The sequence below is a fragment of the Pseudomonas akapageensis genome, from assembly GCF_011355085.1.
In the GTDB taxonomy this organism is placed as follows: Bacteria; Pseudomonadota; Gammaproteobacteria; order Pseudomonadales; family Pseudomonadaceae; genus Aquipseudomonas; species Aquipseudomonas akapageensis.
In genome coordinates, this window is record NZ_VXCP01000028.1 from 41544 (window position 1) to 57416 (window position 15873).

The 15873-nt window shown below is 62.2% G+C and carries 13 protein-coding genes; 1 reads left to right on the forward strand and 12 read right to left on the reverse strand.

What is annotated here, in order from left to right; genetic code table 11:
* The 4 genes from F2S13_RS18360 to F2S13_RS18375 form a co-directional block, all read right to left on the reverse strand.
* Entirely contained in the window at nt 1–1704 is a 1704-nt protein-coding gene (locus F2S13_RS18360) for a hypothetical protein (protein WP_166363337.1), read from the reverse strand.
* A gap of 26 nt (nt 1705–1730) precedes the next feature.
* Nucleotides 1731–3281, reverse strand: a complete 1551-nt coding sequence (locus F2S13_RS18365) for a BCCT family transporter (protein ID WP_166363339.1) — start codon at nt 3279–3281, stop codon at nt 1731–1733.
* Between the two features lie 123 nt (nt 3282–3404).
* Nucleotides 3405–4391, reverse strand: a complete 987-nt coding sequence (locus F2S13_RS18370; protein WP_166363341.1) for a dipeptidase — start codon at nt 4389–4391, stop codon at nt 3405–3407.
* 13 nt (nt 4392–4404) lie between these two features.
* Entirely contained in the window at nt 4405–5847 is a 1443-nt protein-coding gene (locus tag F2S13_RS18375; RefSeq protein ID WP_166363343.1) for an aldehyde dehydrogenase family protein, read from the reverse strand.
* A 91-nt stretch (nt 5848–5938) separates the two neighbouring features.
* Here F2S13_RS18375 and F2S13_RS18380 point away from each other — a divergent pair, with 91 nt between their 5' ends.
* Complete coding sequence (locus F2S13_RS18380; protein WP_166363345.1) at nt 5939–6847, forward strand: LysR family transcriptional regulator; 909 nt, start codon at nt 5939–5941, stop codon at nt 6845–6847.
* 12 nt (nt 6848–6859) lie between these two features.
* Here F2S13_RS18380 and F2S13_RS18385 read toward each other — a convergent pair whose 3' ends face one another.
* The 8 genes from F2S13_RS18385 to F2S13_RS18420 all read right to left on the reverse strand — a co-directional run bounded on the left by F2S13_RS18385 (nt 6860) and on the right by F2S13_RS18420 (nt 15809).
* Nucleotides 6860–7135 carry a type II toxin-antitoxin system RelE/ParE family toxin gene (locus F2S13_RS18385; RefSeq protein WP_166363347.1) on the reverse strand — a complete coding sequence of 92 codons (276 nt, stop codon included), beginning with the start codon at nt 7133–7135 and terminating at the stop codon, nt 6860–6862.
* Nucleotides 7135–7407: a CopG family ribbon-helix-helix protein gene (locus tag F2S13_RS18390; RefSeq protein WP_166363349.1), complete on the reverse strand. Its 273-nt coding sequence runs from the start codon at nt 7405–7407 to the stop codon at nt 7135–7137. The genes F2S13_RS18385 and F2S13_RS18390 overlap by 1 nt, the downstream gene beginning before the upstream one ends.
* Before the next feature lie 268 nt (nt 7408–7675).
* Nucleotides 7676–8779, reverse strand: coding sequence for a choline metabolism transcriptional regulator GbdR (gbdR, locus tag F2S13_RS18395; RefSeq protein WP_166363351.1), 1104 nt, complete (start codon nt 8777–8779; stop codon nt 7676–7678).
* A 196-nt stretch (nt 8780–8975) separates the two neighbouring features.
* Nucleotides 8976–10619, reverse strand: coding sequence for an acetolactate synthase large subunit (locus F2S13_RS18400; protein WP_166363353.1), 1644 nt, complete (start codon nt 10617–10619; stop codon nt 8976–8978).
* A gap of 51 nt (nt 10620–10670) precedes the next feature.
* Nucleotides 10671–10892 carry a formate dehydrogenase subunit delta gene (locus tag F2S13_RS18405; RefSeq protein WP_166363355.1) on the reverse strand — a complete coding sequence of 74 codons (222 nt, stop codon included), beginning with the start codon at nt 10890–10892 and terminating at the stop codon, nt 10671–10673.
* The gene (fdhF, locus tag F2S13_RS18410; RefSeq protein WP_166363357.1) at nt 10889–13777 is read right to left on the reverse strand and encodes a formate dehydrogenase subunit alpha; all 2889 of its coding nucleotides are present in this window, start codon (nt 13775–13777) and stop codon (nt 10889–10891) included. Before fdhF ends, F2S13_RS18405 begins: the two co-directional genes overlap by 4 nt.
* Nucleotides 13774–15336 (reverse strand): formate dehydrogenase beta subunit, encoded by a 1563-nt coding sequence (locus tag F2S13_RS18415; protein ID WP_178119026.1) that lies wholly within the window; start codon nt 15334–15336, stop codon nt 13774–13776. Before F2S13_RS18415 ends, fdhF begins: the two co-directional genes overlap by 4 nt.
* Nucleotides 15333–15809 (reverse strand): formate dehydrogenase subunit gamma, encoded by a 477-nt coding sequence (locus F2S13_RS18420; protein WP_166363359.1) that lies wholly within the window; start codon nt 15807–15809, stop codon nt 15333–15335. Before F2S13_RS18420 ends, F2S13_RS18415 begins: the two co-directional genes overlap by 4 nt.
* Between the last annotated feature and the right edge of the window lie 64 nt (nt 15810–15873).

The following is a 15873-nucleotide window of genomic DNA, read 5'->3' on the forward strand; positions in this document are numbered from 1 at the left end:
TCAGAGTTCTCCAGCGGGTGCTGCCAGTTGCGGCATGACGGCGAAGTTCCAGTCGTCATCGAAAGGTTGGCCGATGTCGCTGACCAGTGGCGCGCCCTGGAACAGGGTGATGCGCACCCAGCGGCTGGACTTGGGGTCGAACTTGCCGGCACCGAAGAACGCCAGCTTGCAGCGCAGCAGGTGGATCGGCAGCATGGCGCGATCCAGCAAGTTGGCGCGGATTTCCCCATAGACGCCACGGGCCATGCCTTGCAAGCGGCAGACAGTGCCCTTATAGCGCGGTTCGGCGATCAGAAAATGCGCCGTCAGGTGGTCCGGGTGCTGTTCCAGGTGGTGCAGCAGGGCGCCATGGCACCGTTGGATATTACGGGCGATGCCCAACTGCATTTCCTTCTCGGCACCGGGTTCCTGTGCACGTTCACCCAGGCGCGGCTCTTCTTTCTCCGCCGAGCGATACCAGAAAAAGTGATTGGCCTCGGCTCTCTCCAGATTGTAGTCCAGGGCCCAGCGGTACCGGGTTTCGATCACGGCGCGCAGCTCATGCAGCGGCATCTGGGCATCGAGGCGAAAGCCTTCTGTGACGTCCATTTGCGCGGCCAACGGGTCGACCAGCTGCGGATACAATTCCAGCAACAGGCTGACCAGCAACTCCTGGCAACCCAGGCCGGCATGCTCCTCGCTCCATTCCCGCACCTGCTGCCATAGCGCATCACTCAAGGGCTGGCAGCCGAGCCATTGGCGCAAGTGTTCGAGGTCGGCCAGGGTGCGCAGATCGGCTGCGCTTTGGCGTTGGTCCTCGGTAGTGGTTTGCTCCAGGTGCCGTTGCGCCCGTTCGAGCAGCACCTGCAAGCGTTGCCGCCGGGGCAGGTCGGCAGGCTGTGCAGTGACCTGTGCCAGGGCGGTTTCCCTGGCCCATACCCACTGTTCGACCAATTGTGGGTGGTTGATCAGAAAGGGCGCCATGCCCAGCCCCGTGGAATTGCCGACACCCAGGTAGCGCTGCAGGGCAGCGTCCAGCCCGACGGCGCGCTGGGGCGCGCGCGCCCGGGCCATGTGTTCGATCTGCTCGATACTGAAGTGGCGCAGCAGGTAGACCGTGAACATCTGCGCGCTGAACGGCTGGTTGAAATCGGCATTGTCCTGCAGGCAACTGAAGTCGGCGATGCCGAACTTGCCATTGCCGTAGACGGCCGTGGTGCGATACAGGTAGCCCACCTCGGCCAGTTGTGTCGGCTGCGGCTGGCGCCCTTCGGCCAGGGCTTCGACGAAACGGTCGAAGTTGCGCAGGCTGCGATTGGCCCGTGACAGCACCAGCACCCGGGCATCGAAGCGGCCGGCTTCCTGCAGCGGCACGTTGCGCCGCAGGTCGGCCAGTTGTGCGCCGTCGACATCGCCGGCAAGCAGGGCGAAGGTGACGTCCCACTGGTCGGCGATCACCCGGTCGCTGCGCTTTTCCGGTGGCAGGTACATGGAGAAGATCACGCAGTGATAGCGCTGGGTGGCGGTCTCGATGCGGTAGATGGCCGTGCCGTAGCCTTCGGCATCGAGGTCGAAGCAGGTGCGCTGGATGTGCCAGCGCTCGTTCATCATCCGCCGCATGCTGCTGCGCACAAAGCTCAGGCGACTCTGGAAATGACTGCCAAGGCGGTCCAGGTCCATGACCTGGGCGGCGGGCCGCAGGCCTGTGTGCTGGGTGGATGGCATGCTTGCTACTCCTGAACGATTCATGATCAGACCGCCTGCTCACGGGCCATGTGCCGGGCAATGCGCACGGCATCCCAAAGCGCTGGCAGGATCAACAGGGACACGGGCACCGCCGTGATGACGATAAAGGACTGCAGTGCTGTGACGCCGCCTGAGCCGATGGTGATCAGCACCACGGCGGCCAGGCCCATGCCGATGCACCAGAAGGCGCGCAGCCAGCCCTTGGGCTTGTCGTTGCGCGACATGGCCATGGCCACGGTGAAGGCCATGGCGTCACCATTGGTGGCCACCGAAATGAAGCTCAGGAACAGGAACAGCGCCGAGATCAGGCCGCCCATCGGCAGGTTCTGGGTCACGCCCAGCAGCAGGGCTTCGGGTTGGGTACCGTGGGCCGTGACGCTGCCGGGTGTCTGCAGTTCCAGGCCGATGCCGCTGCCACCGACCACAGTGAACCAGAACATGGTCACGATCGGGGCAATGATCGACAGAGTCATGATGACTTCACGGATGGTGCGCCCTCGCGAGATCTTGGCCACGTACAGCGCTACCATCGGCGCGTAACCGATGAACCAGCCCCAGTAGAACACCGTCCACCAGTCCAGCCATTTGGTGTCGGCGCGGAACATCGTCATCGGGATGAAGTGTTCCAGGTGCAGGGCGAACGCGCTGGGAAAACCACCGAGGATGAACATCGTCGGCCCGAACACGACCATGAAGACGGCCAGGCCGATCATCAACCAGACGTTGATTTCGCTGACGAAGCGGATGCCCTTGAGCCCGACCAGGCACGAGGTGGTGTACATCACCGTCACCAGGATAATGGTCACGGACTGGGTGAAGATGTCGTTCGGCAGCCCCCAGACAGCATGCAGGGCATTGCTGATCTGCAGGCCCAGGAAGCCAATCGGGCCGATGGTGCCGGCGACCACGGCGATGATCGACGTGGCATCGGCCAGGGTACCGATCGGGCCATCCAGCGCACGCTGGCCGAACAAGGGGTAGAGCAGGGTGCGGGGTGCCAGCGGCAGGCCCTTGTCGTAATGCAGGTGCATCAACACGATCGCCAGCAGGCTGCCGAGCACGGCCCAGGCCAGGAAACCCCAGTGCACGAACGACTGGGCCAGTGCGGCGATGCCGGCGGCTTCGGTGTTCGGCTGCATGCCGGCGAACAGGGGAGGCGGGCTGGCGAAATGCATCAGCGGTTCGGCCGCCGCCCAGAATGCACCGCCACCGGCGAGCAGGGCGCACATGATCACGGCGATCCAGTTGAAGGTGCTGCTGTCCGGCCGTTGGTTGACGCCGCCAAGTCGCACGCGGCCGCATTTGGAGAAGCAAATGCCGAGGCTCACCAGGAAGGTCAGCAGCATCAGGACCTGCCAGTACAGACCAAAGAACTTCGTGGACCAGGCGAACAGGGTGTTGACCAGATTGGACACGGTGGTGATGTCGACCAGGGCCGCAATCAGGAAGGCACCGAGGAAGCCACCGCTGATGAGAAACAGCGGCCAGTCGATCTCTTGCCGAGCTGCAAGGCTCAAGGGTTTGCTATCGGCTTGAAGCGTGCTGGACGTTTTCATGAGGCCTCCAGAGTGTGCATTTTAACCTGCACAGCAGCGGTGCGCGGGCCGACTCCGGACGGGGAGAGGGACGAGGGGCGATTGTTGTTGTTTTTCATGCTGTCCTCACGGTGGTGTCGATGGTCAGGCTTGTGCAGTGGTGGCGGTTTCCAGCAGGCGCAGCCAGTTCAAGCCCATGATGTTGCGTACCTCATGGTCGGCGAAGCCGCGGGCTTGCAGGCCCCGGGCAATCACAGGGAAATCGCGGCTGTCGCGGAACCATTGCAGGGGCGCAGGCCAGTTGGCGTTGTCGGCCGAACCTTCGCCGTAGTCCTTGTCCTTGCTCCAGCGACCATTGCGCATCCACTCCAGCACCTGCAGCGGCTGCTGCTGGCACAGGTCGGTGCCGATGCCGATGTGCTCGACACCCATCAACTCGGCGGTGGCCGCGACCATGTCGCAGAAGTCTTCAAGGGTGCACTGTGAAGCGCCCTTGAGGTGGAAGGGGTAGGTGCTGAAACCGAGCAGGCCACCGGATTCGGCGATGCCGCGAAGTACGGCATTGGATTTGTTGCGCCTGGCGGCGTGGAAGCTCGACGGGTTGGCGTGGGAGACGATCACCGGCCGGCTCGACAGCTCGATGGCTTCCAGGGTGCTGCGTTCGGCGCTGTGCGACATGTCGATGAGCATGCCCACGCGGTTCATCTCGCTGATCACCTGGCGGCCGAAGCGGCTGATGCCGTTGTCTTCGCTTTCGTAGCAGCCACTGGCCAGCAGGCTCTGGTTGTTATAGGTCAGCTGCATGATGAAGACCCCGAGCTGGCGGAAGACCTCCACCAGGCTGATGTCATCTTCGATCGGCGAGCAGTTCTGGAAACCGAAGAACACACCGACCCGTCCTTCCGCGTGGGCCCTGCGGATGTCGGCGGCATCGCGTACCGGTCGGATCAGCTCAGGCCAGGCTTCGAAGCGGCGGTTCCACTCGCCGATCCGCGACAGGGTTTCCCGGGCATTCTCGTGGTAGGCGATGGTGGCGTGCACCGCACTCAGGCCACCGGCCTGCATCTGCCGGAAAATCTCCGGGCTCCAGTTGGAGTACTGCAGGCCATCGATCATCAGTAAGTCGTGCATGGCGGTCTCCACTTCAGGGGCGCACATAGGTGGTCTTGACCACGGTGTAGAAGTCGCGGGCGTATTGCCCTTGTTCGCGGGGGCCGAAGCTCGAGGCTTTGCGACCACCGAACGGGACGTGGTAGTCGGTGCCGGCGGTGGGAAGGTTGACCATCACGCAGCCGGTGCGCGCGCGGCGCTTGAAGTCGCTGGCGTGCCGCAACGATTGGGTGATGATCCCGGCGGTCAGGCCGTATTCGGTGTCATTGAGCACAGCCAGGGCTTGCTCGTAGTCATCGACCTTGATCACGCAGGCGATGGGCCCGAACACTTCTTCCCGGTTGATGCGCATCTGATTGTGGCTATCGACGAACAGCGCCGGACGCATATAGAAGCCTTCAGGCTGCAGGGCCAGGCGCTCGCCGCCTTCGACCAGGGTGGCGCCTTCTTCCTGGGCCAGTTGCAGGTACTGCAGGTTCTGCTCCAGTTGCCGTGCTTCGGCCACCGGACCGATCTGCACACCCGCTTCCAGGGCGTGGCCGACCTTGAGCTGGCGCATGCGCGCGGTCAGGGCGGCGACAAAACGGTCGTGAATGCCTTTTTCGACGATCAGCCGCGAGGACGCCGTGCATTTTTGCCCGGTGCCGAAGAACGCGCCGTTGAGTGCGCATTCCACGGCAATTTCGAGGTCTGCATCGTCCAGTACCACCAGGGCGTTCTTGCTGCCCATTTCCAGTTGGCAGCGCACCAGGTTGCTGGCGGTGGCAACGGCCACCTTGCGCCCGGTCGGCAGCGAGCCGGTGAAGGTCAGGGCATCGATGTCGGGGGAGTGGATCAGGGTTTCGCCAACGCTGGCGCCGCTGCCCATGACCAGGTTGAAGGTGCCGGCCGGCAGCGCCTGGCGGCTGATGATCTCGGTCAGTGCCCAGGCGCTTGCCGGTACCAGGTTGGCCGGCTTGAACACCACGGCATTGCCGAAGGCCAGGGCCGGGGCGATTTTCCAGGCGGCCGTGGCCATGGGGAAGTTCCACGGCGTGATGATGCCGACCACGCCGACCGGCTCGCGTACCACTTCGATGTCGATGCCCGGGCGCACCGATGCGGCGGTCTCGCCCATCTGGCGCAGGATTTCGGCGGCGTAATAATGGAAGAACTGACCGGAGCGATTGACCTCGCCAATGCCTTCGTTAAGCGGTTTGCCTTCTTCACGCGAGAGCAGGCGGCCGAGCTCTTCCTTGCGGGCGATCAACTCGTCGCCAATGGCCATCAACACCTGTTGGCGCTGTTCCAGGCCGCTGGCGGCCCACTGCGGCTGAGCCTCACGGGCAGCGGTGATGGCGTCGGCGGTCTGCTCGGCGCTGGCCTGGCAATAGTGGCCGATGACGTCATGGACGTCCGAAGGGCTGTGGTTGGCGATGACGCCCTGGCCTTCGCACCAGTTACCGGCAATGTAGTTGTTGTACGGTTGCTGTGTCATGAGAACCTCCGATTGCGTGGTTCTCATCTTGGGAGTAATACTGAATAAATAAAAATTAATAATAAAAATGATTTGATAAGGAAAACTTACCATGCTCCCCGAGTTGAAAATCACCCAGTTGCGCTATTTCGTGCTCGTGGCGAAGCTCAAGAGTTTCCACGGGGCATCAAGGCAGGCGTGCCGTACCCAGCCTGCGCTGTCCCTGGCGATCCGCGAGCTGGAGCAAAAGCTTGGCCAGCCCTTGTTCGAAAAAGGTGGCAGGGCGGATCTGACGCCGTTTGGCGAGCACTGCCTGCCGTTGTTTCAGGATTTGCTCGATCATCATGACCGTATCGCCCAGGAGGTCACCCTGTTGGCACGGCATGAAATCGGGCAGGTCAGCATTGCCACCGTGCCGTCGGTGGCCAGCCGACTGTTGCCGCATCTATTGGCGCGCTTCGTTGGCGACCACCCGAAAGTGCAGATCAGCATCCAGGACGGCAATGCCGACAGCGTGCAGCAGTTGTTGGCCCAGGGGCAGGTGGACTTTGCCATCAGCAGCCTGTGGATGCCCGACGAGAACATCGAATTCCGGCCCGTGCTCAGCGATCAAGTGGGGGTGGTGTGCCGCCGCGATCATCCCCTGGCGGCGACCGGTGGCGCCTTGCACTGGTCCAGCCTGCAATCCTGGCCCCTGGTGCGCAACGGCACCTCGCGCCTGCTCGAAGGCACGGAAGCGGCGGGCTTGCTCGACAGCAGCCTGCTGTTCGTCTCCAACATGATTTCCCTGATCGCCATGCTCGAAGAGGGCATCGGCATCACCACGCTGCCGTACCTGGCGTTTCCGGCCGGCAACGAGCAGTTGGTGTTCCTGCCGCTGTCACAGCCCAAGGTCGAGCGTCAGATCGGCATCTTGTGCAGGAAAGGGCGCAGCCTGTCGCCGGCGGCCGCGCAACTGATGGGTTTTTTGTATGAGAACTTGCGGTCGAGGGAAGAGGCAGCTGCAACTGCTTCGGCATGAGGGGCGTCGGTATCAGCGATCCTCGCGGGTGTGCCACAAGCGCAGCAGGTAAATGGTAGAGCCAACAATTTCGTAGCGCATCTCGTAATGCCCGACCAGAATCCGGCGCACATCACGCGGTTCAAACTCTTCCAGCCGCTCGCCAATGCGTGGGTTGGTCAGGAGCGTAGTCGGCGCGGAGGTGAGTTGTTGCACTGTCTTTGCTGCTGCAGGTTGGTTCACCGCAGCGAGGAAATCGTAGAGTCTGGTCAAGTCGCTGAGGCCTTTGCTTGTCCACTTCAACTCCATCAGCGCGGAACCGGTAACGGGGTGTCAGTACTCAGGCTTTCGGCCCATGCCTGAACGGCCTGGTGGTCGATTACGCGGCCAGCGTCCACATCGGCCAGCGCCTCCCGGGTCAGGCGGCTGCGTTCTTCTTCCTGATCTATCCAGGCCGACAAAGCCTGTTTCACGATCCAGTTCTTGGACCGTTCCAGGCGTTCAGCCATCAAATCGACCTTCTCGGCCAGTTGCACTGGGACGTGAGCTGTAACGGATCGGGTTTTTGCTGTAGTTGCCATGATGGGGTCAGTCCTGTTTTGCGTAGGGCCGCAGGCTTTCGTGTAGCACAGCCACTGGAGTCAAGGGACTGGAGTGGTTTGCCGAACCTTCCTGGGTAATTTACTTCAGGTCACTACGATTCACTATGATTGAAAGTTAATCATATTGAATTGTAGTGAAGCGTCAATAGCGCATATCGACAGTTTATAGCCCGGTTGTCGGTGGTGATCAGCATGGAGGGGGCTCGGAGGTGCTAATCGCTACCTCAGATTCCAGCGCGCCAGGAATCTATAGCCGGACACTGGCAAAGGTCGATTCGTTGCGGGCCTGGCCGAGCGTCAACAACGCTCTGGACAACGGCGACAGCACCAGGGCTTGTGGCAACGGAATCATCGCCACTTGTTCTGCGGTATTGGAGCCTACGCGCTCGTCGCGTGGCGGAATGCCGTAGTATTCGCGGTAGCACTTGGAAAAGTGTGGCGTGGATATGAAGCCACAGATAGACGCCACTTCGATGATCGACATGGGTGTCTGCTTGAGCAGCTGCCGCGCACGCACCAAGCGCAGCTTCAGGTAGTAGCGTGACGGTGAGCAGTGCAGATATTTCTGGAATAGCCGCTCCAGCTGGCGACGCGAAACCGAGACATACACGGCCAATTCATCCAGGTCGATCGGCTCTTCAAGGTTGGCTTCCATCAGCGCGACGATTTCCTGCAGTTTGGGCTGGTTGGTACCCAACATATGCTTGAGTGGCACGCGCTGGTGATCCTGCTCGTTGCGGATGCGCTCGTAGACGAACATTTCCGAGATCGCCGCCGCCAGTTCACGACCGTGATCGCGGCTGATCAGGTGCAGCATCATATCCAGCGGCGCAGTACCACCGGAGCTGGTGAAACGGTTGCGGTCGAGGGTGAACAGCCGGGTGCTCATGGCCACCCGCGGGAAGGCTTCCTGCATGGCGGCCAGACATTCCCAGTGCACGCTGCAATCGAAACCATCGAGCAAACCGGCGCTGGCCAATGCCCAACTGCCGGTGCACACCGCGCCGAGGCGCCTGGACTGACGCGCCTGACTCTGTAGCCAGATGACATGTTCACGGGTAACGGTGCGTTGAATACCGATGCCACCGCAGACGATCACAGTGTCCAGGGGCGGGGCCTTGTGCATGGCGGCGTCGGGGGTAATTTGCAGGCCGTCACTGGCCCACACCTGACCGCCATCAACGGTCAACGTAGACCAGCGATACAGCTCATGACCCGATAGCTGGTTGGCCATGCGCAACGGCTCGACCGCCGAGGCCAGGGAAATCAGCGTGAAATTATCCAGCAGCAGAAAGCCGATGGATTGTGGCGTGCGGTTCTGGGGTTGGGCCCCGGAGTTGTGCGACATCATCGCTGTATCTCCCACGCAAAACGGGTGGGATACCACCTTGTTTCTATTATAGAGCGTTAAAAGAGCGAATAGTTACAAGCGCAAAAGGGGCATTAGCACCTTTGTTCATGAAAAGTGAGCGATGAGGTAGCAAACCGGCGGCGGCAAAACGGGAGCTCGCGGGTACCGAGCCCCTTTTACCAGACGAGTCGATGGCCTATACCAAAGCGCTTCTTCGCTTCAACTCGTTGTTAAGGATCAGATCGTTTTCTGAGTAGTCAATCGGGCAGTCGATCACGTGAACACCCGGCTCCACCATGCACCGCTCGATCAAGGGCAAAAAGCCTTCCGCGCTTTCCACGCGATGCCCCTTGGCCCCGTAACTGTTGGCATACATGACGAAATCAGGGTTGCCGTAGTCGAGCCCGAAGTCATCGAATCCCATCTGGGATTGTTTCCAGCGGATCATGCCGTAACCGTCGTCACGCAGGATGATGACGATCAGGTTCATCTTCAGCCGGACGGCGGTTTCAAGCTCCTGGCTGTTCATCATGAAGCCGCCATCGCCACACACGGCAACAATCGGCTTGTCTGGATACACAAGGCGGGCGGCCATCGCTGAGGGCAGCCCGGCCCCCATGGTGGCTAATGCGTTGTCCAGCAGGACGGTATTGGGCATATGGGCTTTGTAGTTGCGCGCAAACCAGATTTTATAGATGCCGTTATCCAGCGCGATGATGCCTTCAGAAGGCAGGGCCTTGCGCAGATCGGCAACCATTCTCTGCGGATAAATCGGGAAGCGGGCGTCATCGGCACCTTCGGCAGTCTGGGCTTCGTTGGCCTCTCGAATGGTCAGAATTCGCTCGAAATCCCAATGGGGCTGGTTGGTGATCGCTTCGCCGATCTGCCACACCGCGTTGGCGATATCACCGACTACCTCAATCTGAGGAAAGTAAACCGGGTCAACTTCTGCGGATCGGAAGTTGATATGGATGACCTCGGTACCCCCTCGAGCCATGAAGAAGGGTGGTTTTTCAATGACGTCATGGCCAACGTTCACGATCAAATCTGCAGACTCAAGCGCCCGGTGCACGAAGTCACCGGAAGAAAGTGCGGCGTTGCCCAGGAAACGAGGGTGGCGTTCGTCAACGACGCCCTTGCCCATCTGCGTCGTGATGAACGGCAGGCCCGTCTTTTCAATAAACCGGAGAAGAACCCGGGCGGTCATCTTGCGATTGGCTCCGGCGCCGATCACCAGAATGGGATGTTTCGCCGCTTCGATTTTTGACACCGCTGCTGCGATTGATTTGTGTTCGGCCACAGGGCGTCGTGAGAGGCTGGGCGGGATCGGTGTGCTGTCGGTGTGCTCGGCGGCGATATCCTCGGGGAGTTCGAGATGAACGGCTCCAGGCTTCTCTTCCTCGGCCAGTCTGATGGCTTCGCGAATCCGAGACGGGATGTTGTCCGCTGAGGCCAGTTGGTGGGTGTATTTGGTCAGCGGAGCCATCATTCCCACAACATCAAGAATCTGGAAGCGACCCTGCTTGGACTTTTTGATCGGCTTCTGCCCGGTAATCATGAGCATTGGCATCCCACCCAGGTAGGCATAGGCCCCTGCAGTGACCAGGTTGGTTGCGCCAGGGCCGAGGGTCGATAAACTGACCCCCGTTTTGCCGGTCAGGCGGCCATAGGTTGCCGCCATGAAACCTGCCGATTGCTCATGCCGAGTGAGTATGAGTCTGATGTTGGAGCGCCTGAGCGATTCAAGTAAATCCAGGTTCTCTTCGCCAGGAATTCCGAACACAAACTTCACGCCCTCATTCTCGAGGCATTGCACTACGACATCTGAAGCTTTGAGCATTTCACTCTCCTCCCAAATGATGCAGGCGACACCTCGCCGGGGCGTTTGAACCTATGCCTCCCAGCCCGCCCCACTGATCGCCGCCTGCGCCAGTGGGTGCAGTTCAGCCTCTGGATGCGCCGTCTGCCAGGCCAGCAACTCCTTGCGCATGCCGGGCGTCCAGTACAACTGTAGATGATTGCGCACGCCGGCCACGGCCAGTTGCTGGTCGGGTTCGGTGGCGAAGTACAGGGCGATCTGGTTGACCATTTTGATCAGGTTGGCAGTACTCATCGGCGTACCTCCGCTTTTGCTCCGGCGCTACGTGCCTGGCGGCGTTCGTTGAGCAGGCGGTGTTGTTCGTCGCTGAATTCCTGGTAGCGTTTTTGCCACTCGGAGGGGTTGTAGACGCGGCTGACTTCCACGGCGGTGACCTTGTACTCCGGACAGTTGGTAGCCCAGTCGGAGTTGTCGGTGGTGATGACATTGGCCCCCGATTCAGGGAAGTGGAAGGTGGTGTGCACCACGCCTGGGGCTACCCGATCGGAGACCCGCGCACGCAATACGGTCTGTCCGGCGCGGCTGCCGATGCCGACCCAGTCACCTTCGTTGATGCCACGGCTCTCGGCGTCGGTCGGGTGGATTTCCAGGCGGTCTTCTTCGTGCCAGACGACGTTGTCGGTACGCCGGGTCTGTGCGCCGACGTTGTATTGGCTGAGGATGCGCCCGGTGGTCAGCAGCAGGGGATAGCGACTGTTGACCTTTTCCTCGGTGGGCACGTAGCCGGTGAGCATGAAGCGCCCCTTGCCGCGCACGAATTCCTCGATGTGCATGGTCGGCGTGCCGTCCGGTGCCGCGGCGTTGCACGGCCATTGCAGGCTGCCGTGGCGATCCAGCGAGGCGTAGCTGACATTGGTAAAGGTCGGCGTCAGGCTGGCGATTTCATCCATGATTTCCGACGGGTGCTTGTAATTCATCGGGTAGCCCAGGGCGTTGGCCAGGGCCACTGTGCCTTCCCAGTCGGCCTTGCCGCCCAGAGGTTCCATGACCTTGCGCACCCGGGAGATGCGCCGCTCGGCGTTGGTGAAGGTGCCGTCTTTTTCCAGAAACGAGCAGCCCGGCAGGAATACGTGGGCGAACTTGGCGGTTTCGTTGAGGAAAATGTCCTGCACCACTATGCATTCCATGGCCGACAGGGCCGCGGTGACGTGCTGCGTATTGGGGTCGCTCTGGGCGATGTCTTCGCCCTGGCAATACAGGCCCTTGAAGCTGCCGCCGAGGGCTGCCTCGAACATGTTGGGAATGCGCAGGCCCGGATCGGGTTGCAGGGTGACGTTCCAGGCCTGTTCGAACTGGGTCCGTACCACTTCGTTGGAGATGTGCCGGTAGCCGGGCAGTTCGTGGGGGAAGGAGCCCATGTCGCAGGAGCCCTGAACGTTGTTCTGCCCACGCAGCGGGTTCACGCCCACGCCTTCGCGTCCGATGTTGCCGGTGGCCATGGCCAGGTTGGCGATGCCCATGACCGCGGTGCTGCCCTGGCTGTGTTCGGTGACGCCCAGGCCATAGTAGATCGCTGCATTGCCGCCGGTGGCATACAGGCGGGCGGCGGCACGGATGTCGGCGGCTGCGACGCCGCAGATGTCGCCCAGGACTTCCGGCGAGTTTTCCGCGCGGCTGACGAACTCGCGCCAGCGGGCGAAATCGCTGCCCTCGCAACGGGCGTCGATAAAGGCCTGGTTGAGCAAGCCTTCGGTGACGATGACGTGGGCCAGGGCGTTGAGCATGGCGACGTTGGTGCCCGGGCGCAGCGCCAGGTGGTATTCGGCGCGGGCATGCACCGAGTCCACCAGATCAATGCGGCGTGGGTCGATGACGATCAGCCGTGCGCCTTCACGCAGGCGGCGCTTGAGCTGGGAGGCGAACACCGGGTGGGCATCGCTGGGGTTGGCGCCCATCACCAGAATCACGTCGGCCTGCATCACCGAGTCGAAACTCTGGGTGCCGGCGGACTCGCCAAGGGTTTGCTTCAGGCCATAGCCGGTGGGCGAGTGGCAGACCCGCGCACAGGTGTCGACGTTGTTGTTGCCGAAGGCGGCGCGCACCAGTTTTTGCACCAGGTAGGTTTCTTCGTTGGTGCAGCGGCTGGAAGTGATGCCGCCAATGGAGTCGCGGCCGTATTTCTGCTGCAGCCGGCGGAATTCGCTGGCGGCGTAGGTTACCGCTTCGTCCCAGCTGACTTCCTGCCAGGGGTCGTTGATGTGCTTGCGGATCATCGGTTTGGTGATCCGATCCGGGTGGGTGGCGTAGCCCCAGGCAAAGCGCCCCTTGACGCAGGAGTGGCCGTGGTTGGCCTGGCCGTTCTTGTCTGGAACCATGCGTACCAGTTGGTCGCCTTTCATCTCGGCGCGGAACGAGCAGCCCACGCCGCAATAGGCACAGGTGGTGATCACGCTGCGTTCGGGCTGGCCCAGTTCGACCACGCTTTTTTCCATCAGGGTCGCGGTGGGGCAGGCTTGCACGCAGGCGCCGCAGGACACGCACTCGGAGTCGAGGAAGTTCTCGCCACCGGCAGCCGCGACCCGGGATTCGAACCCGCGCCCGGTAATGGTCAGGGCAAAGGTACCCTGGGTTTCTTCGCAGGCGCGCACGCAGCGGTTGCAGACGATGCACTTGCTCGGGTCGTAGTCGAAGTAGGGGTTGGAAGTGTCCTTCACATCGGCCAGATGGTTGTCGCCTTCATAGCCGTAGCGCACCTCGCGCAGGCCGACCTGGCCGGCGACGGTTTGCAGCTCGCAATTGCCGTTGGCCGAGCAGGTCAGGCAGTCCAGCGGGTGATCGGAGATGTACAGCTCCATGACGTTTCGGCGCAGGTTCGCGAGCTTCGGCGTCTGGGTGTGCACGTTCATGCCTTCAGTGACTGGCGTGGTGCAGGACGCCGGGTAGCCGCGCATGCCGTCGATCTCCACCAGGCACATGCGGCAGGAGCCGAAGGCTTCCAGGCTGTCGGTGGCGCACAGTTTGGGAATGGTGGTGCCCAGCAGCGCGGCGGCGCGCATCACCGATGTCCCTTCGGGCACGCTGATGCTGCGGCCGTCGATGTTCAGGGTGACCTGCACCTGGCTATGGCGGGCCGGGGTGCCCAGGTCAATGTCTGTGTTCGGGTCGAAGAGGGTGATCATTGGTCGGCCTCCGAGGCTTGCAGACCGAAATCGGCAGGGAAGTACTTGAGGGCGCTGGCAACCGGATAGGAGGTCATGCCGCCCAACGCGCACAGCGAACCGTATTGCAGGGTGTCGCACAGGTCCTTGAGGATGATCACCTGCTCATCACGAGCGCTCTGGTCAGGTGCGGCCAGCAGGCGGTCGATCACCTCCACGCCCCGAGTCGAGCCGATGCGGCATGGGGTGCATTTGCCACAGGATTCCTCGGCGCAGAACTGCATCGCAAAACGCGCCATGCGGGCCATATCCAGGCTGTCGTCAGCCACCACTACGCCACCATGACCGAGCATCGCACCGATGGCGGCGAAGGCTTCGTAATCCAGTGGAGTGTCGAATTGCGAAGGCGGCACCCAGGCGCCGAGGGGGCCGCCAACCTGGGCGGCCTTCAGCGGCCGGCCACTGGCGGTGCCACCGCCGTAATCTTCCACCAGTTCCCGCAGGGTCAGGCCAAAGGCCCGTTCAACCAGGCCGCCGTGGCGAATATTGCCCGCCAGCTGGAAGGGCATGGTGCCCAGGGAGCGGCCCATGCCGTAATCGCGATAGAACTGCGCGCCCTTGGCCAGAATCAGTGGCACCGAGGCCAGGGTCAGCACGTTGTGCACCAGGGTCGGCAGGCCGAACAGGCCCTGCAGGGCGGGAATGGGTGGCTTGGCGCGGACGATTCCGCGCTTGCCCTCAAGCGAGTCCAGTAGCGCGGTTTCCTCACCGCAGATGTAAGCACCGGCACCGACGCGTACTTCCATATCGAAGGCCTGGCCGCTGCCGCCGACATTGGCGCCCAGGTATCCGGCGGACCGGGCGATGTCCAGCGCTTCGCGCAGTGTGGCCACGGACTGGGGATATTCCGAGCGCACATAGATGTAGCCGTAGGTGGCCCCGACACTGAGCCCGGCAATCGCCATGCCTTCGATCAGCAGGAAGGGGTCGCCTTCCATCAACATGCGATCGGCGAAGGTGCCGGAGTCGCCTTCGTCGGCGTTGCACACAATGTATTTCTGCGCCGCCTGGGTGCCACGCACCGTGCGCCATTTGATCCCGGCCGGGAAGGCCGCGCCGCCACGGCCACGCAGACCCGAATCGAATACCGCAGTCGCGGTCTGCTCGCCGCCCAGGGCGATGGACTGGGTCAAGCCCTCGAAACCGCCGTGGGTCCGGTAATCCTCCAGGGACAGCGGCCGGGTAATGCCGGCGCGGGCGAACAGCAGGCGTTGTTGCGTCTTCAGATACGGCAACTGCTCCACCGGGCCCAGGGCCAGGGGATGGGCGGACGGATCGCCTTGCAGCGCATCGAGCAGGGACGGAACATCGGCAGCGGTCAGCGGACCGAAACCGATACGGCCTTGCGGGCTGTCCATTTCCAGCAGCGGTTCCAGCCAGTACAGGCCGCGAGAGCTGGTGCGTTGCAGCTCCAGCGGTAGATTGCGTTCCCGGGCCTGGGTGGCAAGGGCCAAGGCCACCTCATCGGCACCCACGGCACGGGCGACGGAATCACAGGGCAGATAGACGCGCGGCATCATGCGTCCTCCTGGCAAGCATCGAGCAGGGCATCCAGGCGCTCGGCGCTGAGCCGTGCATGCAGCTTGCCATCCAGCTCCAGGGCTGGCGAGCAGGCGCAGGCGCCGAGGCAATACACCGGTCGCAGACTGATGCTGCCGTCGGCGCTGCTACCGTGGTCGTCCAGTTGCAGTCGTTCGCGCAATTGCGCTGCCAGTTGCTCGGCGCCGCGGCTCTGGCAGGACTCGGCCCGGCACAGACGCAGGATATGCCGGGCCGGAGGCGCGGTACGGAAGTCATGGTAGAAGCTGATCACCCCGCGAATCTCGGCCTGACTCTGGTTGAGGGCGTGGGCAATCTCGGGGATGGCGGCATCGGGAATGTAACCGATGCCCTCCTGAATCTCATGAAGGATCGGCAACAGTGCGCCAGGGGAGCCCTTGTGGCGCTCCAGCAGGCTGTTGACCATAGGCAGGTGCAACATCTCATCAGGCATACAGCATTCCTCACGGTCACGGGCAAACCAGGTGGTTGTCGGTTGTCCGAAAGTGTCGGCTGCG

Excerpts from the sequence above, each read along its gene's own strand:
- F2S13_RS18420 (WP_166363359.1), bottom strand. The coding sequence starts at position 15,809 with ATGCCTGATGAGATGTTGCACCTGCCTATGGTCAACAGCCTGCTGGAG.
- F2S13_RS18360 (WP_166363337.1), bottom strand. The coding sequence starts at position 1,704 with ATGCCATCCACCCAGCACACAGGCCTGCGGCCCGCCGCCCAGGTCATG.
- F2S13_RS18370 (WP_166363341.1), bottom strand. The coding sequence starts at position 4,391 with ATGCACGACTTACTGATGATCGATGGCCTGCAGTACTCCAACTGGAGC.
- gbdR (WP_166363351.1), bottom strand. The coding sequence starts at position 8,779 with ATGATGTCGCACAACTCCGGGGCCCAACCCCAGAACCGCACGCCACAA.
- F2S13_RS18415 (WP_178119026.1), bottom strand. The coding sequence starts at position 15,336 with ATGATGCCGCGCGTCTATCTGCCCTGTGATTCCGTCGCCCGTGCCGTG.
- F2S13_RS18380 (WP_166363345.1), top strand. The coding sequence starts at position 5,939 with ATGCTCCCCGAGTTGAAAATCACCCAGTTGCGCTATTTCGTGCTCGTG.
- F2S13_RS18400 (WP_166363353.1), bottom strand. The coding sequence starts at position 10,619 with ATGCTCAAAGCTTCAGATGTCGTAGTGCAATGCCTCGAGAATGAGGGC.
- F2S13_RS18390 (WP_166363349.1), bottom strand. The coding sequence starts at position 7,407 with ATGGCAACTACAGCAAAAACCCGATCCGTTACAGCTCACGTCCCAGTG.
- F2S13_RS18375 (WP_166363343.1), bottom strand. The coding sequence starts at position 5,847 with ATGACACAGCAACCGTACAACAACTACATTGCCGGTAACTGGTGCGAA.
- F2S13_RS18365 (WP_166363339.1), bottom strand. The coding sequence starts at position 3,281 with ATGAAAACGTCCAGCACGCTTCAAGCCGATAGCAAACCCTTGAGCCTT.
- F2S13_RS18385 (WP_166363347.1), bottom strand. The coding sequence starts at position 7,135 with ATGGAGTTGAAGTGGACAAGCAAAGGCCTCAGCGACTTGACCAGACTC.
- fdhF (WP_166363357.1), bottom strand. The coding sequence starts at position 13,777 with ATGATCACCCTCTTCGACCCGAACACAGACATTGACCTGGGCACCCCG.
- F2S13_RS18405 (WP_166363355.1), bottom strand. The coding sequence starts at position 10,892 with ATGAGTACTGCCAACCTGATCAAAATGGTCAACCAGATCGCCCTGTAC.